Here is an 18,232-nt window from a genome sequence, read left to right as displayed (position 1 = left end):
CGTCCGTTTTTTCTTATTTCTCAAGCAATGCCAATGACTCGCGGTTAAATGCCGGTATATCGTCCGGTGTGCGGCTAGTGACCAATTGATCCTGGCAAACAACCACTTCCTTGTCCACAACGTCGGCACCGGCGTTTTCCATGTCAACACGAATGGACGTATAGCCCGTCGCTTTTCGGCCGTCGAGCGCTTTCGCATTGATTAAAAGCTGCGGGCCGTGGCAAATGGCGAATACCGGTTTTTTGTCAGTCATAAACGCTTTTGTAAATTGGACGAAACGATCGTCAGCGCGAAGCTGGTCTGGTGAAAATCCTCCAGGAATCAAAAGCGCATCAAAGTCTGAAGGATTTACGTCGTCAATGGACGCGTCAACCGTCACTTCCGCTGTTCCCTGCTTGCCTTTTACTGTTTTTCCTTTTTCATTTTCGATGACAGTCAGTTCATGTCCCGCTTCTTTAAAAGCTTTCGCAGGCTCAGTGTACTCGCTGTCCTCAAAATAATCTGTTAAAACCACTGCAATTTTTTTCCCCATGATTCATAACCTCCCGCTTTATATGTCTACATAAAACACTCTACCCCAGCCACACTATAATAAACATTCCGCGATTGTGACAAACGATAAGCATAAATACCCAGTATTTGTCGCTTGATACTGCTACATAATACTCATTTTTCTCCCTTTTACAATAATCATAAAGAAACACCTACAAATAGTTACAAAATATTCTTACAATAGGAGCTGTAACACAAATTTCGTTGAAAGGTGGAGAACTGGTGAGAATACAGAAAAGACGAACACACGTCGAAAACATTCTCCGTATTCTTTTGCCCCCAATTATGATACTTAGCCTAATCCTCCCAACACCACCCATTCATGCAGAAGAAAGCGCGGATCCTCAGGTGCATCTGAGTATTTTGGCTACGACTGATATTCATGCCAACATGATGGATTACGATTACTACAGCGACAAAGAAACGGCGGATTTCGGTCTGGCGAGAACAGCGCAATTGATCCAAAAGCACCGCGAGCAAAACCCTAACACCCTGCTTGTGGATAACGGCGACTTGATTCAAGGGAATCCGCTGGGTGAATACGCGGTGAAATATCAAAAAGACGACATTATCTCCGGCACGAAAACCCATCCGATTATCAGCGTCATGAATGCGCTGAAATACGACGCCGGAACGCTTGGCAATCATGAATTCAACTACGGGCTCGACTTTCTCGACGGCACAATCAAAGGAGCCGATTTCCCGATTGTAAATGCCAACGTCAAAACAACTAGCGGTAAAAACCGTTATACGCCGTATGTGATTAATGAAAAAAACCTCATTGATGAAAACGGTAATGAGCAGAAAGTAAAAGTCGGTTACATAGGCTTTGTCCCGCCGCAAATCATGACATGGGACAAAAAGAATCTCGAGGGGCAGGTTCAGGTGCAGGATATCGTAGAATCCGCCAATGAAACGATCCCGAAAATGAAGGCGGAAGGCGCAGATGTCATTATTGCCCTCGCCCACACCGGCATTGAAAAGCAGTCACAATCATCAGGTGCAGAAAACGCCGTGTTTGACCTTGCCACCAAAACGAAAGGCATTGACGCGATTATCTCGGGCCATCAGCACGGACTCTTTCCTTCCGCCGAGTATGCGGGTGTTGCTCAGTTCAATGTGGAAAAGGGAACAATAAACGGCATTCCTGTCGTCATGCCAAGCAGCTGGGGCAAATATTTAGGCGTGATTGACCTCAAGCTTGAAAAGGCGGACGGCTCATGGAAGGTAGCAGATTCCAAAGGAAGTATTGAATCTATTGCTGGCAACATCACATCAAGAAACGAGACCGTTACAAACACCATTCAGCAAACACACCAAAACACACTGGAGTATGTCCGAAAGCCAGTCGGCAAAACCGAAGCAGATATTAACAGCTTCTTTGCACAGGTCAAAGATGATCCTTCCATTCAGATCGTGACTGACGCGCAAAAATGGTATGCCCAAAAAGAAATGAAGGATACTGAGTACAAGGACCTTCCAATTTTGTCTGCGGGGGCGCCGTTTAAAGCAGGCGGCAGAAACGGAGCCAATTACTATACAAACATTCCAGCCGGAGATCTTGCGATTAAAAATGTCGGTGACTTGTACCTTTACGATAATACTGTTCAAATCGTCAAGCTGACAGGCAGCGAAGTGAAGGACTGGCTGGAGATGTCAGCAGGCCAATTCAACCAAATTGATCCAGCCAAAGGCGGCGATCAGGCCTTGCTGAACGAGAATTTCCGCTCCTATAATTTTGACGTGATTGACGGTGTCACATATCAGGTCGATGTGACAAAACCGGCTAAATACAATGAGAACGGAAAAGTGATCAATGCGGATTCATCCCGGATCATCAACCTTTCCTATGAAGGCAAGCCGATCAGCCCAAGCCAGGAATTTCTCGTAGTCACCAATAACTATCGTGCGTCCGGAGGCGGCGGGTTCCCTCATCTGACAAGCGATAAAATTGTCCACGGCTCTGCGGTTGAAAATAGGCAGGTGCTGATGGATTACATTATTGAACAAAAAACAGTCAATCCAAAGGCAGACAACAACTGGTCAATCGCGCCTGTTTCCGGCACGAATCTGACGTTTGAATCCTCGCTTTTGGCCAAGCCATTTGCCGATAAAGCAGACGACGTCGCTTATGTAGGCAAGTCTGCGAATGAAGGCTATGGTGTGTATAAGCTGCAATTCGATGATGATTCAAATCCAGATCCTCCTAAAGACGGACTGTGGGACCTGACCGTCATGCACACCAATGATACGCACGCACATCTCGATGATGCAGCGAGACGAATGACGAAAATCAACGAAGTACGCAGCGAAACAAATCACAACATTCTCCTTGATGCGGGAGATGTGTTTTCCGGCGATCTGTATTTTACTAAATGGAACGGTTTGGCCGATCTGAAAATGATGAACATGATGGGCTATGACGCCATGACCTTCGGAAATCATGAATTTGATAAAGGCCCGACAGTGCTTTCTGATTTTCTAAGCGGAAACAGCGCAACCGTTGATCCGGCGAACCGCTATCACTTTGAAGCGCCGGAATTTCCGATTGTCAGCGCAAACGTAGATGTGTCAAATGAGCCCAAACTGAAATCATTTGTCAAAAAGCCGCAAACCTTTACGGCAGGTGAAAAGAAAGAGGCCGGCATCCATCCTTACATTCTGTTAGACGTTGACGGGGAGAAAGTCGCCGTATTCGGCCTGACAACGGAAGATACGGCCACCACATCAAGCCCGGGCAAAAGCATCGTATTCAATGATGCCTTTGAAACAGCACAAAACACCGTCAAAGCGATTCAGGAAGAAGAACAGGTAAATAAAATTATTGCTTTAACCCATATCGGTCATAACCGTGATCTTGAGCTAGCCAAAAAAGTAAAAGGCATTGACTTGATCATCGGCGGACACACTCACACCCTCGTTGACAAAATGGAGGTCGTAAACAGCGAAGAACCGACGATCGTGGCGCAGGCAAAAGAATACGGCCAATTCTTGGGGCGCGTTGATGTCGCGTTTGATGAAAATGGCGTTGTGCAAACAGACAAATCAAATCTGAGCGTGCTGCCAATTGATGAGCATACAGAAGAAAACGCAGAAGCAAAACAAGAGCTTGATCAGTTCAAAAGTGAATTAGAAGACGTGAAAAATGAAAAAGTCGGCTATACGGATGTGGCGCTTGACGGCCAGCGTGAGCATGTGCGCACGAAGGAAACAAATCTCGGAAACTTCATTGCGGACGGTATGCTGGCAAAAGCGAAAGAAGCAGCCGGCGCCAGAATAGCGATAACAAATGGCGGCGGCATCAGAGCCGGCATTGACAAAGGGGATATCACACTCGGCGATGTGCTCAACGTGATGCCGTTCGGCAATACGCTTTACGTGGCCGATTTAACCGGAAAACAAATTAAAGAAGCCCTTGAACAAGGCCTAAGCAATGTGGAAAATGGCGGCGGCGCTTTCCCTCAGGTGGCCGGAATCGAATATACCTTTACATTAAACAACAAACCTGGACACCGTGTGTTAGAAGTGAAAATTGAATCGCCTAACGGAGACAAAGTTGCTATAAATACGGATGATACCTACCGCGTGGCAACAAATAATTTTGTCGGTGCCGGAGGAGACGGATACTCTGTCTTTACAGAAGCCTCCCATGGTGAAGACCTTGGCTACGTTGATTATGAGATTTTCACCGAACAGCTGAAAAAACTAGAAAACAAGGTCTCTCCTAAGCTTGAAGGACGGATCAAAGAAGTATTCCTGCCGACAAAGCAGGAGGACGGCAGCTGGACACTTGATGAAGACAAATTTGCGATTTACGCTAAAAATGCCAACACGCCGTTTGTCTATTATGGAACACATGAAGGATCTCAAGAGAAGCCTATCAATCTTAAAATGAAAAAAGATCAGGTCAAACTTTTGAAAGAAAGAGAATCAGATCCTTCATTGACGGTGTTCAACTACTGGTACAGCATGAAGATGCCAATGGCGAACCTTAAATCAGCAGACACTGCAATCGGAATCAAGTCGACGGGAGAATTGGATGTGTCACTGGCAGATGTATATGACTTTACAGTGAAGCAAAAAGGAAAAGAAATAAAATCATTCAAGGAGCCCGTTCAGCTTTCGCTTCGCATGTTTGATATTGAAGAAGCCCATAACCCTGCCATTTACCACGTCGACAGGAAAAAGAAAGCTTTCACAAAGACAGATCACGGATCAGTCGACGATGATATGGTGACAGGATATACAAACCACTTCAGCGAATACACGATCTTAAATTCCGGAGAGAACAACAAACCGCCTGCATTCCCGTCAGATCAACCGACAGGCGGTGATGACGGCAATCATGGCGGCGGCTCCGACAAACCAGGCGGAAAACAGCCAACTGACGGAAACGGAGGAAATGATACGCCTCCCGGCACTCAACCGACTAACGGCTCTGGAGGAAACGGTTCGGGCGGATCAGGAACAGACGGTCCGGCTGGCGGCCTGCTTCCGGACACAGCCACATCCATGTACTCGGTCCTGTTGGCCGGATTTCTGATCAGCGCACTCGGAACGGCAATGTACTTACATCAGAGGAGAAAACAGAATAGAGCGAATCAGGCATAAAAAAGAGCTGCTCGCTAAGCGAGCAGCTTTCTTTATTTAAACCCACTTCACAACATCTTCAACAGCAGATCTTGTTTTCGGACGAGGGTCTCTCACTCGGTAGCCAAATGCCACCATCACAGAAATATCGAAGCTTCCGTTTTCCAGAAGGCCTTCTTCTTCAAGAATACGGTGAATGTGATCGTACTGGAAGCCTTCTATCGGGCAGGAATCAACACCGATTTGCGCAGCGGCAGTCATCATGTTGCCAAGCGCGATATAGGTTTGTTTTGATGCCCAGTCAAACAATGTTCTGTCACTTTCAAGCAAATGCAAATCGTTTTTCTGGAATTCTTCTGTTTTGCTTAAATAGCCTTCGTACACGTCTTGCGGCATTTGTTTTACTTCTTTTAAATGACGTTTGATGTAGTCCGCATTATATTTGATATCCTTCGCTGTACGCGCAAGAATCAGGACGAAATGGCTTGCGGTCGGCAGCTGCTTTTGCGCGCCCCATGTGTATTCACGAAGCTTCTCGCGGAACTCCGGATTTTGGACGACGACAAATTTCCAAGGCTCAAGGCCGAGTGAGCTCGGAGACAGTCTTCCTGTTTCTAAAATAAATTCAAAATCGCTGTCTGACACTTTTTTATTCGGGTCAAATTCCTTAGTCGCATGCCTGAAATTGTATGCATCCAGAATTTGTTTCTTTAGATCTGCCATGTAAAACACCTCTCCTTTAGGTTACTCTCATCTCTATTGTAGCCATTATGATAAAAAGTAAAAGTACGCACATTTTTGTTGGATAGTATCAATTTTGATACCAAACAAAAAAGCGCGCTGCCGCAGGCAGGCGCCTCTCTCATTTCCCCCGCCGCGCAAAATCAACAAATCGGAATTTGTCGAGACGGTGTCTGCTTTCCGTATATTGAAACAAACTGGTATCCTCCAAAAAGACGTAGTTTCTCACCACGACCATATGGTCATAGCCGCGTAAATCGAGCAGCTCTCTGTCCTCGTCCGTACACGGCTCGGCGACAATTTCTTTTTGGGCGTAACTGATCGAAAGACCGAGCTCTCCTTCTATATATTCATATATGGAGTTTTCACAAATTTCTTTCGTCAAGTGAGGGACATGCTTTCTGAAAAAGTAATCCTTGTCCAAAATCACATGTTCCCCGTCAATCTTTCTAGACCTGATGACTTCCCAGATGTCGTCATCCAGATTGGCCCGGAGCTGTTTTTGGATCAGCTCTGACGGAGGCTCCAGCCCGAATTTGTGTACAGTTGTTTTCGTTTCTTTGCCAAGCGTTTGCGCGAGCTCCTTGAAGCTGACAAGGCCCGAAACGGGAAACTGCATTTTTTCACGATTGAGCACGACGGAGCCTTTTCCCCTGATTTTCTGGATATAACCGTTTTGCGCGAGCATATGAAGCGCCTTTCGGACCGTTTCTCTTGATGTACCGTACTGTGCGGTCAACTCATGTTCAGACGGAAGAATCTCCTCCGCTTTCCATCGGCCGCCTTCAATTTGCTGTGCGATGTCTTTATAAATTGTGATGAATTTATTCACCTTCATTATGGACCACCCAGCTTAGTTTAACACGGTTTCGTTAAACGATAAACAATGGACTCATACGGGCGAAGCGTCATGTTCTGAAGCCCTTCCCTTGCTTCATCGTTCGTCAACAGCACCTCTGCCTTCCATTCGTCAGGCGCTAAAGAGTCCGGCAGTGTAAAGGCCGCCTCTGTCCCGTAAAAATTATTGATCACGAGCAGCTTTTCATTGCTGCCGTGTCTGAGATACGCAAAAATGTTCGGGTCATCCTTTGCGATTATCTCATACGTACCCTCTGTCACAATGTCATACATTTTGCGAATCTGAATCAATTTTTGATAATGGTAAAACACCGAATTCTGATCCCTCAGCGCCGCTTCAGCATTGATTTCCCGGTAATTTCCTGCAACCGGTATCCATGGTGTGCCCGTTGTAAAACCGCCATTCTCCGTAGCATCCCACTGAACGGGGGTTCTGGAATTGTCACGGGATTTCGCCTGTAAAATGGCTGTAATCTCTTGATCAGCCATTCCTTTTTCCTTAAAGGCGTGATACATGTTCAGCGATTCGACATCCCGATAGGAGCTTATGTCAGTAAACTTCGGATTCGTCATCCCCAGCTCCTCGCCCTGATAAATATAAGGCGTGCCCTGCATCATATGAATGGCCGTAGCAAGCATTTTCGCCGATTTCACCCTATATGCGCCATCATCTCCATATCTTGATACAACGCGCGGCTGATCATGATTGCACCAGAACAGAGCGTTCCATCCCCCTCCTGCGTGCATCCCCGTTTGCCAGTCGGATAGGATCTCCTTCAGCTTCAAAAAGTCAAACGGCGCCAAGGCCCATTTTTCGCCGTTAGGATAGTCAACCTTGAGATGATGGAAGCTGAATGTCATATCAAGTTCTTTATTGTCAGGATTCGTATACCGGATACAGTGGTCTACGGTTGTTGAAGACATCTCACCGACCGTCATGCTGTCGTAATGCGAAAACACCTTTTCGTTCATTTCATGCAGAAATTCGTGTACCCGCGGCCCGTCAGTGTAAAAAGAGCGGCCGTCGCCTTCCTCCGCATTCGGAAAGCGCTGATCTTTAGAAATCAGGTTGATGACATCAAGCCTAAAGCCGTCTATTCCCTTTTCAAACCAAAAATGCATCATGTCATAGACATGCTTTCTGACCTCTTCATTTTCCCAATTCAAATCAGCCTGCGTCACATCAAACAGATGCAAATAGTATTGGCCTGATGCTTCGTCAAGCTCCCATGCCGAGCCGCCGAATTTCGATTCCCAGTTCGTCGGAACAGAACCGTTTTCCTGCGGGTCTTTCCATATATAAAAATCACGGTACGGGCTGTCTATTGAAGAGATCGCCTCGCGAAACCATTTGTGCTCTGTTGACGTATGATTGACAACAAGATCCATGACGACTTTCAGGTCTCTTTTATGTGCTTCGGACACTAGCCGCTCAAAATCCTCCATCGTTCCGTATTCAGGATAAATCGAGTAATAATCACGAATATCGTACCCATTATCATGTTGCGGAGAATCATAAATCGGCGTCAGCCAAAGCACATCCACCTGAAGTGTTTTTAAGTAATCAAGCTTTTCAATAATGCCGTTCAGATCGCCGACACCGTTTCCTGTCGTATCGTTAAAGCTTTTCGGATAAATTTGATAAACCACAGCTTTTTTCCACCATGGCGTTTGTTCTGTTTTCATCTGTTTCCACCACCATATTTAAATTGAAAACGGGAAAAGGGAACGTTCAACACGTCCCGCTCCCCATTTGTTATTTATGTTTGAATCTCGCATACGCGTATGTTCCGGCAAACGGCACGATCAATACAATAGCCATCCCGATTGCAAACGCGCCCCAGTACTGGCTCATGATTGAGAAAATCCCCGGCACACCGCCGACACCGACGGAGCTTGCCAGCACACCTTGAGAAGAAATATACATTCCGGCCAGGCCAGAGCTGACCATTGCAATGATAAACGGAAATCTGTATCGCAGATTCACCCCAAAGATGGCAGGCTCTGTAATGCCAAGATAAGCAGAAATCCCTGATGTGAGGGAGAGGCCTTTTTGTTTCTCATCCTTCACGATAAACATCATGGCCAGAGCGGCCGAACCTTGTGCGATATTAGAAAGCGCCAGCATCGGCCATAAAAAGGTGCCGCCGAGCTTTGAACCGATGAGCTGCAGGTCGACTGCAAGAAACGTGTGATGCATACCGGTAATCACGAGCGCTGAGTAGAAACCGCCATATAACAGACCGCCCAGTGCGGCAAAAGAACCAAACACCGAGATAAGCCCTGAAGTCAGTACATTACCGATCGCAAATGTAATCGGGCCGATAATGATAAAAGAGGCAAATCCTGTTAAGAGAAGCGTAATTGGTGCGACAACGAGCAGCTGTATGCCCTCAGGTGTGCGTTTTGTTAAAAATACCTCAATCTTCGCCAGCATATAAGAAGCAAGCAAAATTGGGAGCACCTGGCCCTGATAGCCGACTTTCTGCACCTCTAGGCCGAATAGATTCCATACCGGGATCTCTCCGCTTTGTTCTGCCGCGCCATATCCCCACGCATTCAGCAAATCAGGATGCACGAGCATAACCCCGAGCACAATGCCGAGAAGCGGATTGCCGCCGAACCGCTTGACGGCAGACCATCCGATTAACGCAGGCAAAAACGTAAAGGCCGTGCCTGCAATCAGGTTAATCATATTAGCAAGATCCGCCCACTGCGGATAAACCTGCACAATCGATTTTGTGCTGAAGAAAATGCCTTCCGCCGTTAAAATGTTATTGATCCCCATTAAAAGACCCGCCGTGACAATCGCAGGCAATATTGGAATAAAAATGTCTGCAAGCGTTTTCACAGCACGCTGCAAAGGATTCATATTTTTTTCTGAGGCCTTTTTCACTTCATCCTTTGTTGACTCGCCAATTCCCGTTTCCTTGACCAGTTCAGCATATACTTTGTTGACAGTTCCCTGGCCGATTACGACCTGAAACTGTCCGTTTGTCGAGAATGATCCCTTTACCACATCAATTTGATCAAGCATCTCTTGGTCAACCTTGCTTTCATCTATTAAAGCAAAACGCAAACGTGTAACACAATGAGTTGCCGCTGCAATATTTTCAGCACCGCCGACTGCTTCGACAATCTGACGTGCCGATTTGTTCAGTTCCCCCATGCCAACCCCTCCGTATCCGTTTTTATAACTTGTATATACAACTTATAATCATATTGTATTCCTGTATATACAGGTAGTCAACACTTTTTTATAGCGCTTTCATCCTAGTCTGGAATATATGAAACAGACAAGGTTACCCTAAAAGTCACAAGCACTTATTGTGACATTAAAAAGCAGGGTGAGTCTCTATGAATAAACGCGACAAAGCGCTTCAGCTCATCAAAGAGCTTGAAGACAATCAGGACAGGCCGATCTCTCCCAATTTGAAGGAAAACCTCGATAATCTGACCTTATTAACAGAAGACTGCTCAGACATCGTATTTAGACAATTTGACTTTGGAAACGGGCTGTGCGGATTTATTGTTTATATCGAAGGAATTGTAAAATCTGAACATATTCAGGATCACGCCCTCCGCCCTTTCTTAATGCATTTGACGGATCAAATAGATGAACATGAAGAGGCGCTGCAAAATACTCTATCAATTTCAAGTGTTGCAATAGAAACGAGTATGAGCAAAGTGGCTGCATCCATCATTGAGGGGAACGCGGTTTTATTTGCCGACGGGCACTCAAAAGGCCTGATCTTAAATATAAAAGGCGGACAAAGAAGAAGCATTGAAGAGCCGATAACAGAATCGACCATCAGAGGGTCAAGAGAGGGCTTCACAGAAAGCCTCAGGGTCAATACCGCTCTTGTGCGGTTTCGCGTCAAAACGTTTCAGCTTAAAATGATCTCATTTAAAATCGGCACAAAAACCAAAACAGATGTTGTCTTGGCCTATATTGACGGGCTTGCCGATCCAAAGGTCATTGACAAAGCAAAAAAAAGAATCAAAAAGATAAAGATTGATGCTGTCTTAGAAAGCGGATATATTGAAGAATTTATCGAAGACGACACGTACTCGCCATTCCCCCAGCTGCAATACACAGAAAGGCCGGACACCGTCGCCGCCCAGCTTCTCGAAGGCCGATTTGCCATTTTCACAGATAATACGCCCTTTGTCTTAACAGGCCCGATTACGTTTTGGCAGCTTATGCAGGCCAGTGAAGATTACTATGAGCGTTATTTGATGTCTAACTTAATCCGCTGGCTTCGCTATATGTTTTTATTCGTTGCTTTATATTTGCCGGCTATTTATGTTGCCGTTATTACATACCATCAGGACTTAATGCCGACAAACTTAATGTTCAGTGTGGCCTCCGCGCGTGAACCGATTCCTTTCCCCGCCATCATAGAAGCATTGATTATGGAAATTTCTTTTGAGGCTCTCCGTGAGGCGGGAGTGCGCCTGCCGAAAACCATCGGCCAGACCGTCAGTATTCTCGGGGCCCTAGTCATTGGGACAGCCGCTGTTGAAGCGGGAATTGTGTCTGCCCCCATGGTGATCATCGTATCGTTAACAGGGATCGCGTCATTTACAATTCCGCGGTTTAACTTAGCTATCTCCATCAGGATGCTTCGTTTCCCGCTTATGTTTTTGGCAAGTATTTTTGGGATATTCGGCATTATGCTCGGCACGATTATCTTAGTGCTTCATTTATGCAAGCTGCAATCTTTCGGCATTCCTTATTTATCCGGGATTTCTCCGTTTAAACGAGATGAAGTAAAAGATATTTTTGTCAGGGCGCCTTGGTGGACGATGACCAGAAGGCCGGGCACGTATTCGCGCGGCAACGGACAGAAGGGAGCGAAAAGAGAGGACCCAAAAGATGAAGAAAACAATATATAAGTGTGTTTTGCCGCTTCTCATTTGTATCCTTCTAACGGGGTGCTGGGACCGGACAGAAATCAATGACATTGCATTTGTTGTCAGCTCAGCCATTGATAAGAAAAAAGATCAGTATCGAGTGGCCATGCAGATTCCCTTGGTCGGTCAATTAGGCGGACAAACAGGGGGCGGCGGCGGAACTGCCGGTTCAAAAACATGGTATGTTGATTCAGCTTCCGGCACTACGATCAGAGAAGCGAACAACAAGCTGCAAACCTCCTTGTCACGGACAATCAATACGTCCCACAGACGTACAGTCATTATTGGAGAGGATATGGCGAGAGACGGCGTTGCCCCAGTCTTTGATATTTTAACGCGAAATCCGCAGAACAGATTAACGGCGCTCATTTTAGTCAGCCGGGGAGAAGCGCGGGACATTTTAAACACCGATGTTCAGCTTGAACAGTTTCCGGCGGAAATGATTCGGGAGCTGGCCATTATCGCAACGAGCCGCCCCGTTTTCTTAAGCAGATTCATGTCTGATCTAGTAGAAATAGGCAGTGATCCGTATGCACCGGTCATCTCTGCATCTAAAACAAAACCTGGAGGGAAAGGCAAATCTAATTTGAAAATTGACGGGCTTGCGATCTTTAAAAAGGACAGATTGATGGATATTTTCAAAGATGAACACATGACAGCAGCCCTGATGTTGCTTAATCAAGCCCGCCAGCCAGAATTCATAGTAGACCTGCCGAATCAAATGGGACAAGCATCCATTCAGCTTCAAAAGTCCAATTCATCCTTTCATGCCGCTGAAAAAAACGGAAAGCTGTCAATGACAATCGAGATCAGAGCCAAAGGAATTATTATGGAAAACCAATCAACCTATGAGACGAGAGAAACTGACCAGTATTACATCATTCAAAAAGCATTAAACAGAACCATAAAGAAGGACGTGATCAGCACCGTTCATCGTTTGCAAAAGCTAAAGGCGGACCCGGCCGGCTTTCAAGACAGGACCATCAGAAGCACGGCAACCACGAAGAATCTGCTGAAAAAGGAATGGGAAGAGGTATATAAGGATATGGAGGTTCACGTCGTCCCAATTGTGACGATTGAGCAGGGCGGTGTCCTATACAAAACGATCAGCCATTAATGGAGGTGCGTCAGCATGATCAGCTATATCGTACAGACATTGATTGTGTGCATTGCCATATACGCATATGAATGGAAGAATTTTCGTTCCGCTAACAATCTAACAAAATGGGCCTTCAGCCTGCTAATTGCAGGAAGTGCTTTTCTATGGATTTATATGAGAGTGAATCCCCTGCTTCCGCGGCTGGGGCACCTGTTTAAATATATTCCGTTTTGAACATGACAGAAAGGATGTGCTTTATGGACAAGACCTCTGCATACCAAGGATTATTTTTCGGAGCTCTGTATACGTTAGCGGTCGGATTAAAGCATGCTCCGATTCTCATGATCGAATCAGCAAAACAAAATGCCTGGCACAGCTACATCCTCGGCGTTGTCATCGTGATTCCGGCACTCTGGCTGATGCATAGGCTGATGAAAAAGCATCAGGATAAAAATATCTATCAGCTGCTGAGCGATTCCTCACCAATCGCAGGCCGGATTATCATTTTACTGTTTTCTTTGTATTTCCTGTTAATCAATGCTCATGATATACGTTTTTTCATCAATTTGATTAACATTTTATTTCTCCCGAGAACACCAATGGCTGTTCTTGGCGGTGTTATTATCTTTGTGGCGATCTGTATTGCCAGAGAGGGAAAAGAAACATTGACCAGAATGGCGCAGATATTCCTATTTCCATTCGGCATCCTGGTCTTGTTCCTTCCATTTACGCTGGCCACACAAATTGAGCTTCAAAACTTGACGCCTGTTTTTGAAGGTCTAATCCCATATCTTCAATCAGGCTATTACGCGTTTGGGACAATGGGGGAATTGATTATCCTTCCGCTTCTCTTCTCAAACCGGAGCGTCCCGCTAAAATACACCATTTCCGCGATACTGCTGGGCGCTTTATTGCTGGCCGTGATGTTATTTTCTTCAATTTCTGTCTTTGGTCCCAACCTGACATCTACTTTCTTTGATCCTGCTTATATGGTCATCAGGCAGATCCGCATTACGGATTTTCTGGATCGCTCAGACCTGATCATCGCGGCCTTTTGGATTCCGGTCATTATGGTGAAGATAGCAGGTTCCCTATATATCGTGGTATACGGCCTTTCGTTTTTACACTCAAAAATCGACCCGAAAGCCATGTATACACCAATCGGCATGTTCTCAGTCGTATGCAGCTTTTGGTTCTTTTTAAATACAAATCAGCTAATCGACTTTAACAGAATCAAACCAATCATTAATGTAGTGATTTCTCTTTTGCTGCCTTTACTCATTTATTTGATCATAAAAAGCAAAGCGTTGTTCGGCGCCAAAGCAAAGCACTAGGAGTTTTTAGCTTCTTTTGTTTGATAAACAGGATTCTGTTTTGTTTTTCTTATATCTTTCAGGTAGTACTGTTCAGATGTAAAGAATTCGGTGTACAGCGCTTTTACCTTTCTGCTCAATAACAACAGCGCAATCACATTTGGGACGAGAATAAAAGCCAATGCTAAGTCCAAAAAGCCCCAAATGGCTTTTGCTCCGCCTGCGGCACCTATGATAATAGCCGCTAAATAAACGAATTTAATCACGTGTCCTGCCAGCCGCCCGAACAGAAATTCAGCTTGCTTTACGCCGTAAAAAATGACAACCATAATGGTTGATACGACAAAGAAGACTAGGGAAACCGAAACGAAGTACCCTCCGCCAGAACCGAAATAATGCTGAAATGCAGCCGTCGTCAGTGCTGCCGGGTCAATTGAGGCGTTCTTCCCTGTCCAGACACCAGATGCAAGAACGACAAAAGCGGTGGTCGTGCAGATGATCAAGGTGTCAATGACAATGCCGATCACAGACCAAAACCCTTGCCGCACAGGATGATCAGTCATTGCTGCCGCATGTGCAATCGGGGCTGTTCCCATTCCGGCTTCATTAGAATAAAGCCCGCGGGCAAATCCCCAGCGAACGGTTTCCGCCAACGCAGCACCTGCGAACCCTCCAACTGCTGAAGAAGAGGTAAACGCATTTGAAAAAACGAGAGAGAAAAACGCCGGCACTGATGATAGATTCATGAGAACAATCAGGAGACCGGCTCCCGCGTATGCCCCTGCCATAAGAGGTACGACAAACTCTGTTACTTTTCCGATCCGCTTTACCCCTCCTATCACCACTAAGCCGATCAAAAATGCAATTCCGATTCCTGCGTATATTTTATTGAAAGAAAACGTCTCGGCAAGCGAGACTGAAACCGAATTTCCCTGAACCATAATGCTCGGGATCAGCTCCACAATCAGCGCAACAGAGAAGAATACGCCGAGCCATTTCATGCGGAGCCCTTTTGTTATGTAATACATCGGTCCCCCGACGTATTCACCCTGCTCATTTTTTTCTCTGTAATGAACAGCAAGAACACTTTCAGAAAACTTAATCGCCATGGCAAATAAGGCAATAAGCCACATCCAAAAAACCGCTCCTGGTCCTCCAAACATAATAGCGGCGGGCACACCGACAATGTTCGCTGCACCGATCGTTGAACTGAGGGCTGAGGTCAATGCCTGAAGCGGTGTGACTGTGCCCTCTCCCTTCGGTTTTTTTCCTACGCTGCCGATTGTCTGTTTGAAAATGTATAAAGGATAGCGAAATTGAAAACCTTTCAGCAAAATAGTGAAATACAACCCCGTCCCCGTCAGCAGGATGATTAGCGGCGGACCCCACAGCCAATCAGATATATGCTCTATCCATACTAATAGTCGTTCCATCCCATCACCCTTTTTTCGTTTATGGGTCATTTCCCATAGATGGAAAAACATAAACCTTTTGACATAGAACTTGGACCATAAAAAGGATGGCTTTTAACAAACGCCATCCTGCAGACAAGACAAATCAGCTGGAAGAAGGTCTGTTTCGTCCAAGCCGGTCATATACTTTATTCTTATAAAAAGCGGATGCTGGCTTTGAAAACATGCCTTTTTTGTCGACAAGCTTATCAAGCAGCAATTGTTTTTCAGATTTTTTTCTGATTAATTGCTCGCGTTCTTTTTCGTCATAGCACTTTTCGATTAAATGGTCGATGGTCATAAGCTCTTTTTTGAGCGCGCCCTCGTCCTCTGCCATTCCCGCGTTTTTCAAAATACGATAGCCCATGCGCAGCGATTCCGGCAAGTGTGCCGCGTCATCCTTCGGCAGCGGCTTTCCCATTCCCAGGAGGTTTTGAAAATCCCCGTCTTTGATGGCGCGCTTAATTTTATCTTCAGACACAATATGGGAAAAATCCATCATTTCACCTCTTTTTATCTATACCTTATATTTTATCATACAATTCTCAATGTACCATTTTATTCCTTTATTTCTAGAAAGATACCTTGTTTTACATTTGGTAATATCAAAGCGAAACGTTGATTCGACGGCGTTTTTCGCCACTTTCTCCATCATACGATTTTCACTTTTCTAATCTGCTGATTCGTGTTATATTGGATACGTTCGTTTTTTCTATCGTTTCGCTCGAACTGGATCGGAAAAAAGGAGTGTAACAATGAAAACATTTATAAAAGAAAGAGGACTGGCCTTCTTCTTAATCGCGGTCGTCCTGTTATGGATCAAAACGTATGTCGGTTATGTCCTGAACTTCAACTTGGGAATAGACAACACGATACAAAAAATATTGCTTTTTGTGAATCCTCTTAGCTCAAGCTTGTTCTTTCTTGGCTTTGGACTCTTGTTCAAGAAAAAATTACAGCAGACAGCCATTATAGTGATTCATTTTTTAATGTCTTTTTTACTGTACGCAAACATTGTGTACTACAGATTTTTCAATGATTTTATTACAATTCCGGTCATTATGCAGGCTAAAACAAACGGCGGCCAACTCGGTGACAGCGCATTTTCGCTGATGAGACCGACTGACGCCTTTTACTTTATCGATACGATCATCCTGATCATCTTGGCGATCAAAGTAAACAAGCCTGCCGAAACGTCAAGCAAAAAATCGTTCCGAATTATTTTTGCGTCTTCAATTCTTGTGTTCTTGATCAACCTGGCAGTTGCGGAATCAGACCGTCCTGAATTGCTGACAAGATCATTCGACCGGAACTATCTTGTGAAATACTTGGGAACATACAATTTCACGATTTATGACGCTGTACAGAATATCAAGTCCAACAGCCAGCGCGCGCTTGCCGATTCCAGCGACGTGACGGAAGTGGAAAACTACATGAAAGCCAATTACGATGTGCCGAATAACGTGTATTTCGGCAAAGCGGAAGGAAAAAACGTCATTTACGTTTCACTTGAATCTTTGCAGTCATTTATTATCGACTATAAAATTGACGGCAAAGAAGTGACACCGTTCTTAAATAAACTGGCACATGATAACGAAACGTTCTACTTTGATAACTTTTTCCACCAAACGGGACAAGGTAAAACATCTGATGCTGAATTTATGATGGAAAACTCTCTGTACCCGCTGGCTCAAGGTTCAGTTTTCGTAAACAAAGCACAAAACACGCTGCAATCCGTTCCGGCGATTCTGAAGTCTAAGAATTACACATCTGCTACTTTCCACGGGAACACGCAGACGTTCTGGAACCGTAACGAAATGTACAAAGCGGAAGGCATTGATAAATTCTTTGATTCTGCTTACTATGACATGAACGAAGAAAACACGAAAAACTACGGCATGAAAGACAAACCGTTCTTCAAAGAATCAATGCCGCTGCTGGAAAGCCTGCCGCAGCCGTTCTATACGAAGTTCATTACCCTGTCTAACCACTTCCCATTCGGAATGGATGAGGGGGATACAGACTTCCCGGCTGGAGACTTTGGTGACTCTGTCGTCGATAACTACTTCCAGTCAGCCCATTACCTTGATCAGTCCATTGAACAATTCTTCAATGATCTGAAAAAAGACGGGTTATATGATAAATCGATTATTGTGATGTACGGAGACCACTACGGCATCTCTGAAAACCACAATAAAGCGATGGCAAAAGTGCTTGGCAAGGATGAAATCACTGATTACGACAACGCCCAGCTTCAACGGGTGCCGCTCTTTATCCACGCTGCCGGCGTGAAGGGCGAGAAAGTTCATAAATATGCCGGAGACGTTGATGTGGCTCCTACCATTCTGCATCTGCTCGGAGTGGATACGAAGGACTATCTGATGTCCGGGTCTGATATTTTATCGAAAGAACACCGTGAAGTGATTCCGTTCCGAAACGGAGACTTTATTTCACCGAAGTACACGAAAATATCCGGTAAGTATTACGACACGAAAACCGGAAAAGAACTCGATGAATCCGAAGTCGACAAGTCAGAAGACTCGCTCGTCAAGAAGGAACTTGAAATGTCCGATAAAATCATAAACGGAGACCTGCTGCGGTTCTACGAGCCGAAAGGTTTTAAGAAGGTGAATCCTTCTGATTATGATTACACAAAACATGACGAAGATTCTTCCGAAACGTCAAAGGATAACGAAGATAAATAAGAAAAA

Annotated in this window: 14 protein-coding genes; 6 read left to right on the top strand and 8 right to left on the bottom strand. The window is 45.2% G+C overall.

The genetic code is table 11. From position 1 onward, the window contains the following. Positions 1-13 precede the first annotated feature (13 nt). Positions 14-532 (bottom strand): general stress protein 18, encoded by a 519-nt coding sequence (yfkM, locus tag M1D65_RS04230; RefSeq protein WP_456270791.1) that lies wholly within the window; start codon positions 530-532, stop codon positions 14-16. 242 nt (positions 533-774) lie between these two features. Here yfkM and M1D65_RS04225 point away from each other — a divergent pair, with 242 nt between their 5' ends. Then, positions 775-5,163 (top strand): multifunctional 2',3'-cyclic-nucleotide 2'-phosphodiesterase/3'-nucleotidase/5'-nucleotidase, encoded by a 4,389-nt coding sequence (locus M1D65_RS04225; RefSeq protein ID WP_456270790.1) that lies wholly within the window; start codon positions 775-777, stop codon positions 5,161-5,163. Between the two features lie 36 nt (positions 5,164-5,199). Here the strand turns inward: M1D65_RS04225 and M1D65_RS04220 are convergent, their stop codons facing one another. The 4 genes from M1D65_RS04220 to treP all read right to left on the bottom strand — a co-directional run bounded on the left by M1D65_RS04220 (position 5,200) and on the right by treP (position 9,910). Then, positions 5,200-5,865, bottom strand: coding sequence for an NAD(P)H-dependent oxidoreductase (locus tag M1D65_RS04220; RefSeq protein ID WP_014476144.1), 666 nt, complete (start codon positions 5,863-5,865; stop codon positions 5,200-5,202). 139 nt (positions 5,866-6,004) lie between these two features. Further along, positions 6,005-6,721 carry a trehalose operon repressor gene (treR, locus tag M1D65_RS04215; RefSeq protein ID WP_003233679.1) on the bottom strand — a complete coding sequence of 239 codons (717 nt, stop codon included), beginning with the start codon at positions 6,719-6,721 and terminating at the stop codon, positions 6,005-6,007. A 20-nt stretch (positions 6,722-6,741) separates the two neighbouring features. Next, positions 6,742-8,427, bottom strand: a complete 1,686-nt coding sequence (gene treC, locus M1D65_RS04210; protein ID WP_049140621.1) for an alpha,alpha-phosphotrehalase — start codon at positions 8,425-8,427, stop codon at positions 6,742-6,744. Between the two features lie 70 nt (positions 8,428-8,497). Beyond that, entirely contained in the window at positions 8,498-9,910 is a 1,413-nt protein-coding gene (gene treP, locus M1D65_RS04205; RefSeq protein ID WP_003233682.1) for a PTS system trehalose-specific EIIBC component, read from the bottom strand. Between the two features lie 188 nt (positions 9,911-10,098). Here treP and M1D65_RS04200 point away from each other — a divergent pair, with 188 nt between their 5' ends. The 4 genes from M1D65_RS04200 to M1D65_RS04185 are packed head-to-tail and all read left to right on the top strand — an operon-like array spanning position 10,099 to position 14,091. Beyond that, positions 10,099-11,640, top strand: a complete 1,542-nt coding sequence (locus M1D65_RS04200; RefSeq protein WP_038829526.1) for a spore germination protein — start codon at positions 10,099-10,101, stop codon at positions 11,638-11,640. Continuing rightward, entirely contained in the window at positions 11,621-12,775 is a 1,155-nt protein-coding gene (locus M1D65_RS04195) for a Ger(x)C family spore germination protein (protein ID WP_021481206.1), read from the top strand. Before M1D65_RS04200 ends, M1D65_RS04195 begins: the two co-directional genes overlap by 20 nt. 15 nt (positions 12,776-12,790) lie before the next feature. Then, the gene (locus M1D65_RS04190; RefSeq protein WP_003233686.1) at positions 12,791-12,991 is read left to right on the top strand and encodes a hypothetical protein; all 201 of its coding nucleotides are present in this window, start codon (positions 12,791-12,793) and stop codon (positions 12,989-12,991) included. Positions 12,992-13,014: 23 nt separating this feature from the next. Further along, positions 13,015-14,091: an endospore germination permease gene (locus M1D65_RS04185; protein WP_172861558.1), complete on the top strand. Its 1,077-nt coding sequence runs from the start codon at positions 13,015-13,017 to the stop codon at positions 14,089-14,091. Here the strand turns inward: M1D65_RS04185 and M1D65_RS04180 are convergent. The 3 genes from M1D65_RS04180 to M1D65_RS04170 form a co-directional block, all read right to left on the bottom strand. Beyond that, complete coding sequence (locus tag M1D65_RS04180) at positions 14,088-15,503, bottom strand: alanine/glycine:cation symporter family protein (protein WP_015252561.1); 1,416 nt, start codon at positions 15,501-15,503, stop codon at positions 14,088-14,090. The genes M1D65_RS04185 and M1D65_RS04180 overlap by 4 nt on opposite strands. A gap of 124 nt (positions 15,504-15,627) precedes the next feature. Further along, positions 15,628-16,020 (bottom strand): DnaJ family domain-containing protein, encoded by a 393-nt coding sequence (locus M1D65_RS04175; protein WP_411226289.1) that lies wholly within the window; start codon positions 16,018-16,020, stop codon positions 15,628-15,630. Positions 16,021-16,038: 18 nt separating this feature from the next. Continuing rightward, on the bottom strand, positions 16,039-16,176 hold the full coding sequence (locus M1D65_RS04170) for a hypothetical protein (protein WP_072557053.1): 138 nt from the start codon (positions 16,174-16,176) through the stop codon (positions 16,039-16,041). A 100-nt stretch (positions 16,177-16,276) separates the two neighbouring features. Between M1D65_RS04170 and ltaS the strand changes: the two genes are divergently transcribed. Then, positions 16,277-18,226: a lipoteichoic acid synthase gene (gene ltaS / locus M1D65_RS04165; RefSeq protein ID WP_003233694.1), complete on the top strand. Its 1,950-nt coding sequence runs from the start codon at positions 16,277-16,279 to the stop codon at positions 18,224-18,226. The last annotated feature ends 6 nt before the right edge of the window (positions 18,227-18,232 follow it).

The organism is Bacillus sp. JZ39, from assembly GCF_053903145.1.
Note: the sequence above shows the minus strand (reverse complement) of the source record. Positions and strands in the feature narration are given on the sequence as shown.

Coding starts and splice junctions, on each gene's coding strand:
- yfkM (WP_456270791.1), bottom strand. CDS start 532: ATGGGGAAAAAAATTGCAGTGGTTTTAACAGATTATTTTGAGGACAGC.
- M1D65_RS04220 (WP_014476144.1), bottom strand. CDS start 5,865: ATGGCAGATCTAAAGAAACAAATTCTGGATGCATACAATTTCAGGCAT.
- treR (WP_003233679.1), bottom strand. CDS start 6,721: ATGAAGGTGAATAAATTCATCACAATTTATAAAGACATCGCACAGCAA.
- treC (WP_049140621.1), bottom strand. CDS start 8,427: ATGAAAACAGAACAAACGCCATGGTGGAAAAAAGCTGTGGTTTATCAA.
- treP (WP_003233682.1), bottom strand. CDS start 9,910: ATGGGGGAACTGAACAAATCGGCACGTCAGATTGTCGAAGCAGTCGGC.
- M1D65_RS04200 (WP_038829526.1), top strand. CDS start 10,099: ATGAATAAACGCGACAAAGCGCTTCAGCTCATCAAAGAGCTTGAAGAC.
- M1D65_RS04195 (WP_021481206.1), top strand. CDS start 11,621: ATGAAGAAAACAATATATAAGTGTGTTTTGCCGCTTCTCATTTGTATC.
- M1D65_RS04190 (WP_003233686.1), top strand. CDS start 12,791: ATGATCAGCTATATCGTACAGACATTGATTGTGTGCATTGCCATATAC.
- M1D65_RS04185 (WP_172861558.1), top strand. CDS start 13,015: ATGGACAAGACCTCTGCATACCAAGGATTATTTTTCGGAGCTCTGTAT.
- M1D65_RS04180 (WP_015252561.1), bottom strand. CDS start 15,503: ATGGAACGACTATTAGTATGGATAGAGCATATATCTGATTGGCTGTGG.
- M1D65_RS04175 (WP_411226289.1), bottom strand. CDS start 16,020: ATGGATTTTTCCCATATTGTGTCTGAAGATAAAATTAAGCGCGCCATC.
- M1D65_RS04170 (WP_072557053.1), bottom strand. CDS start 16,176: ATGATGGAGAAAGTGGCGAAAAACGCCGTCGAATCAACGTTTCGCTTT.
- ltaS (WP_003233694.1), top strand. CDS start 16,277: ATGAAAACATTTATAAAAGAAAGAGGACTGGCCTTCTTCTTAATCGCG.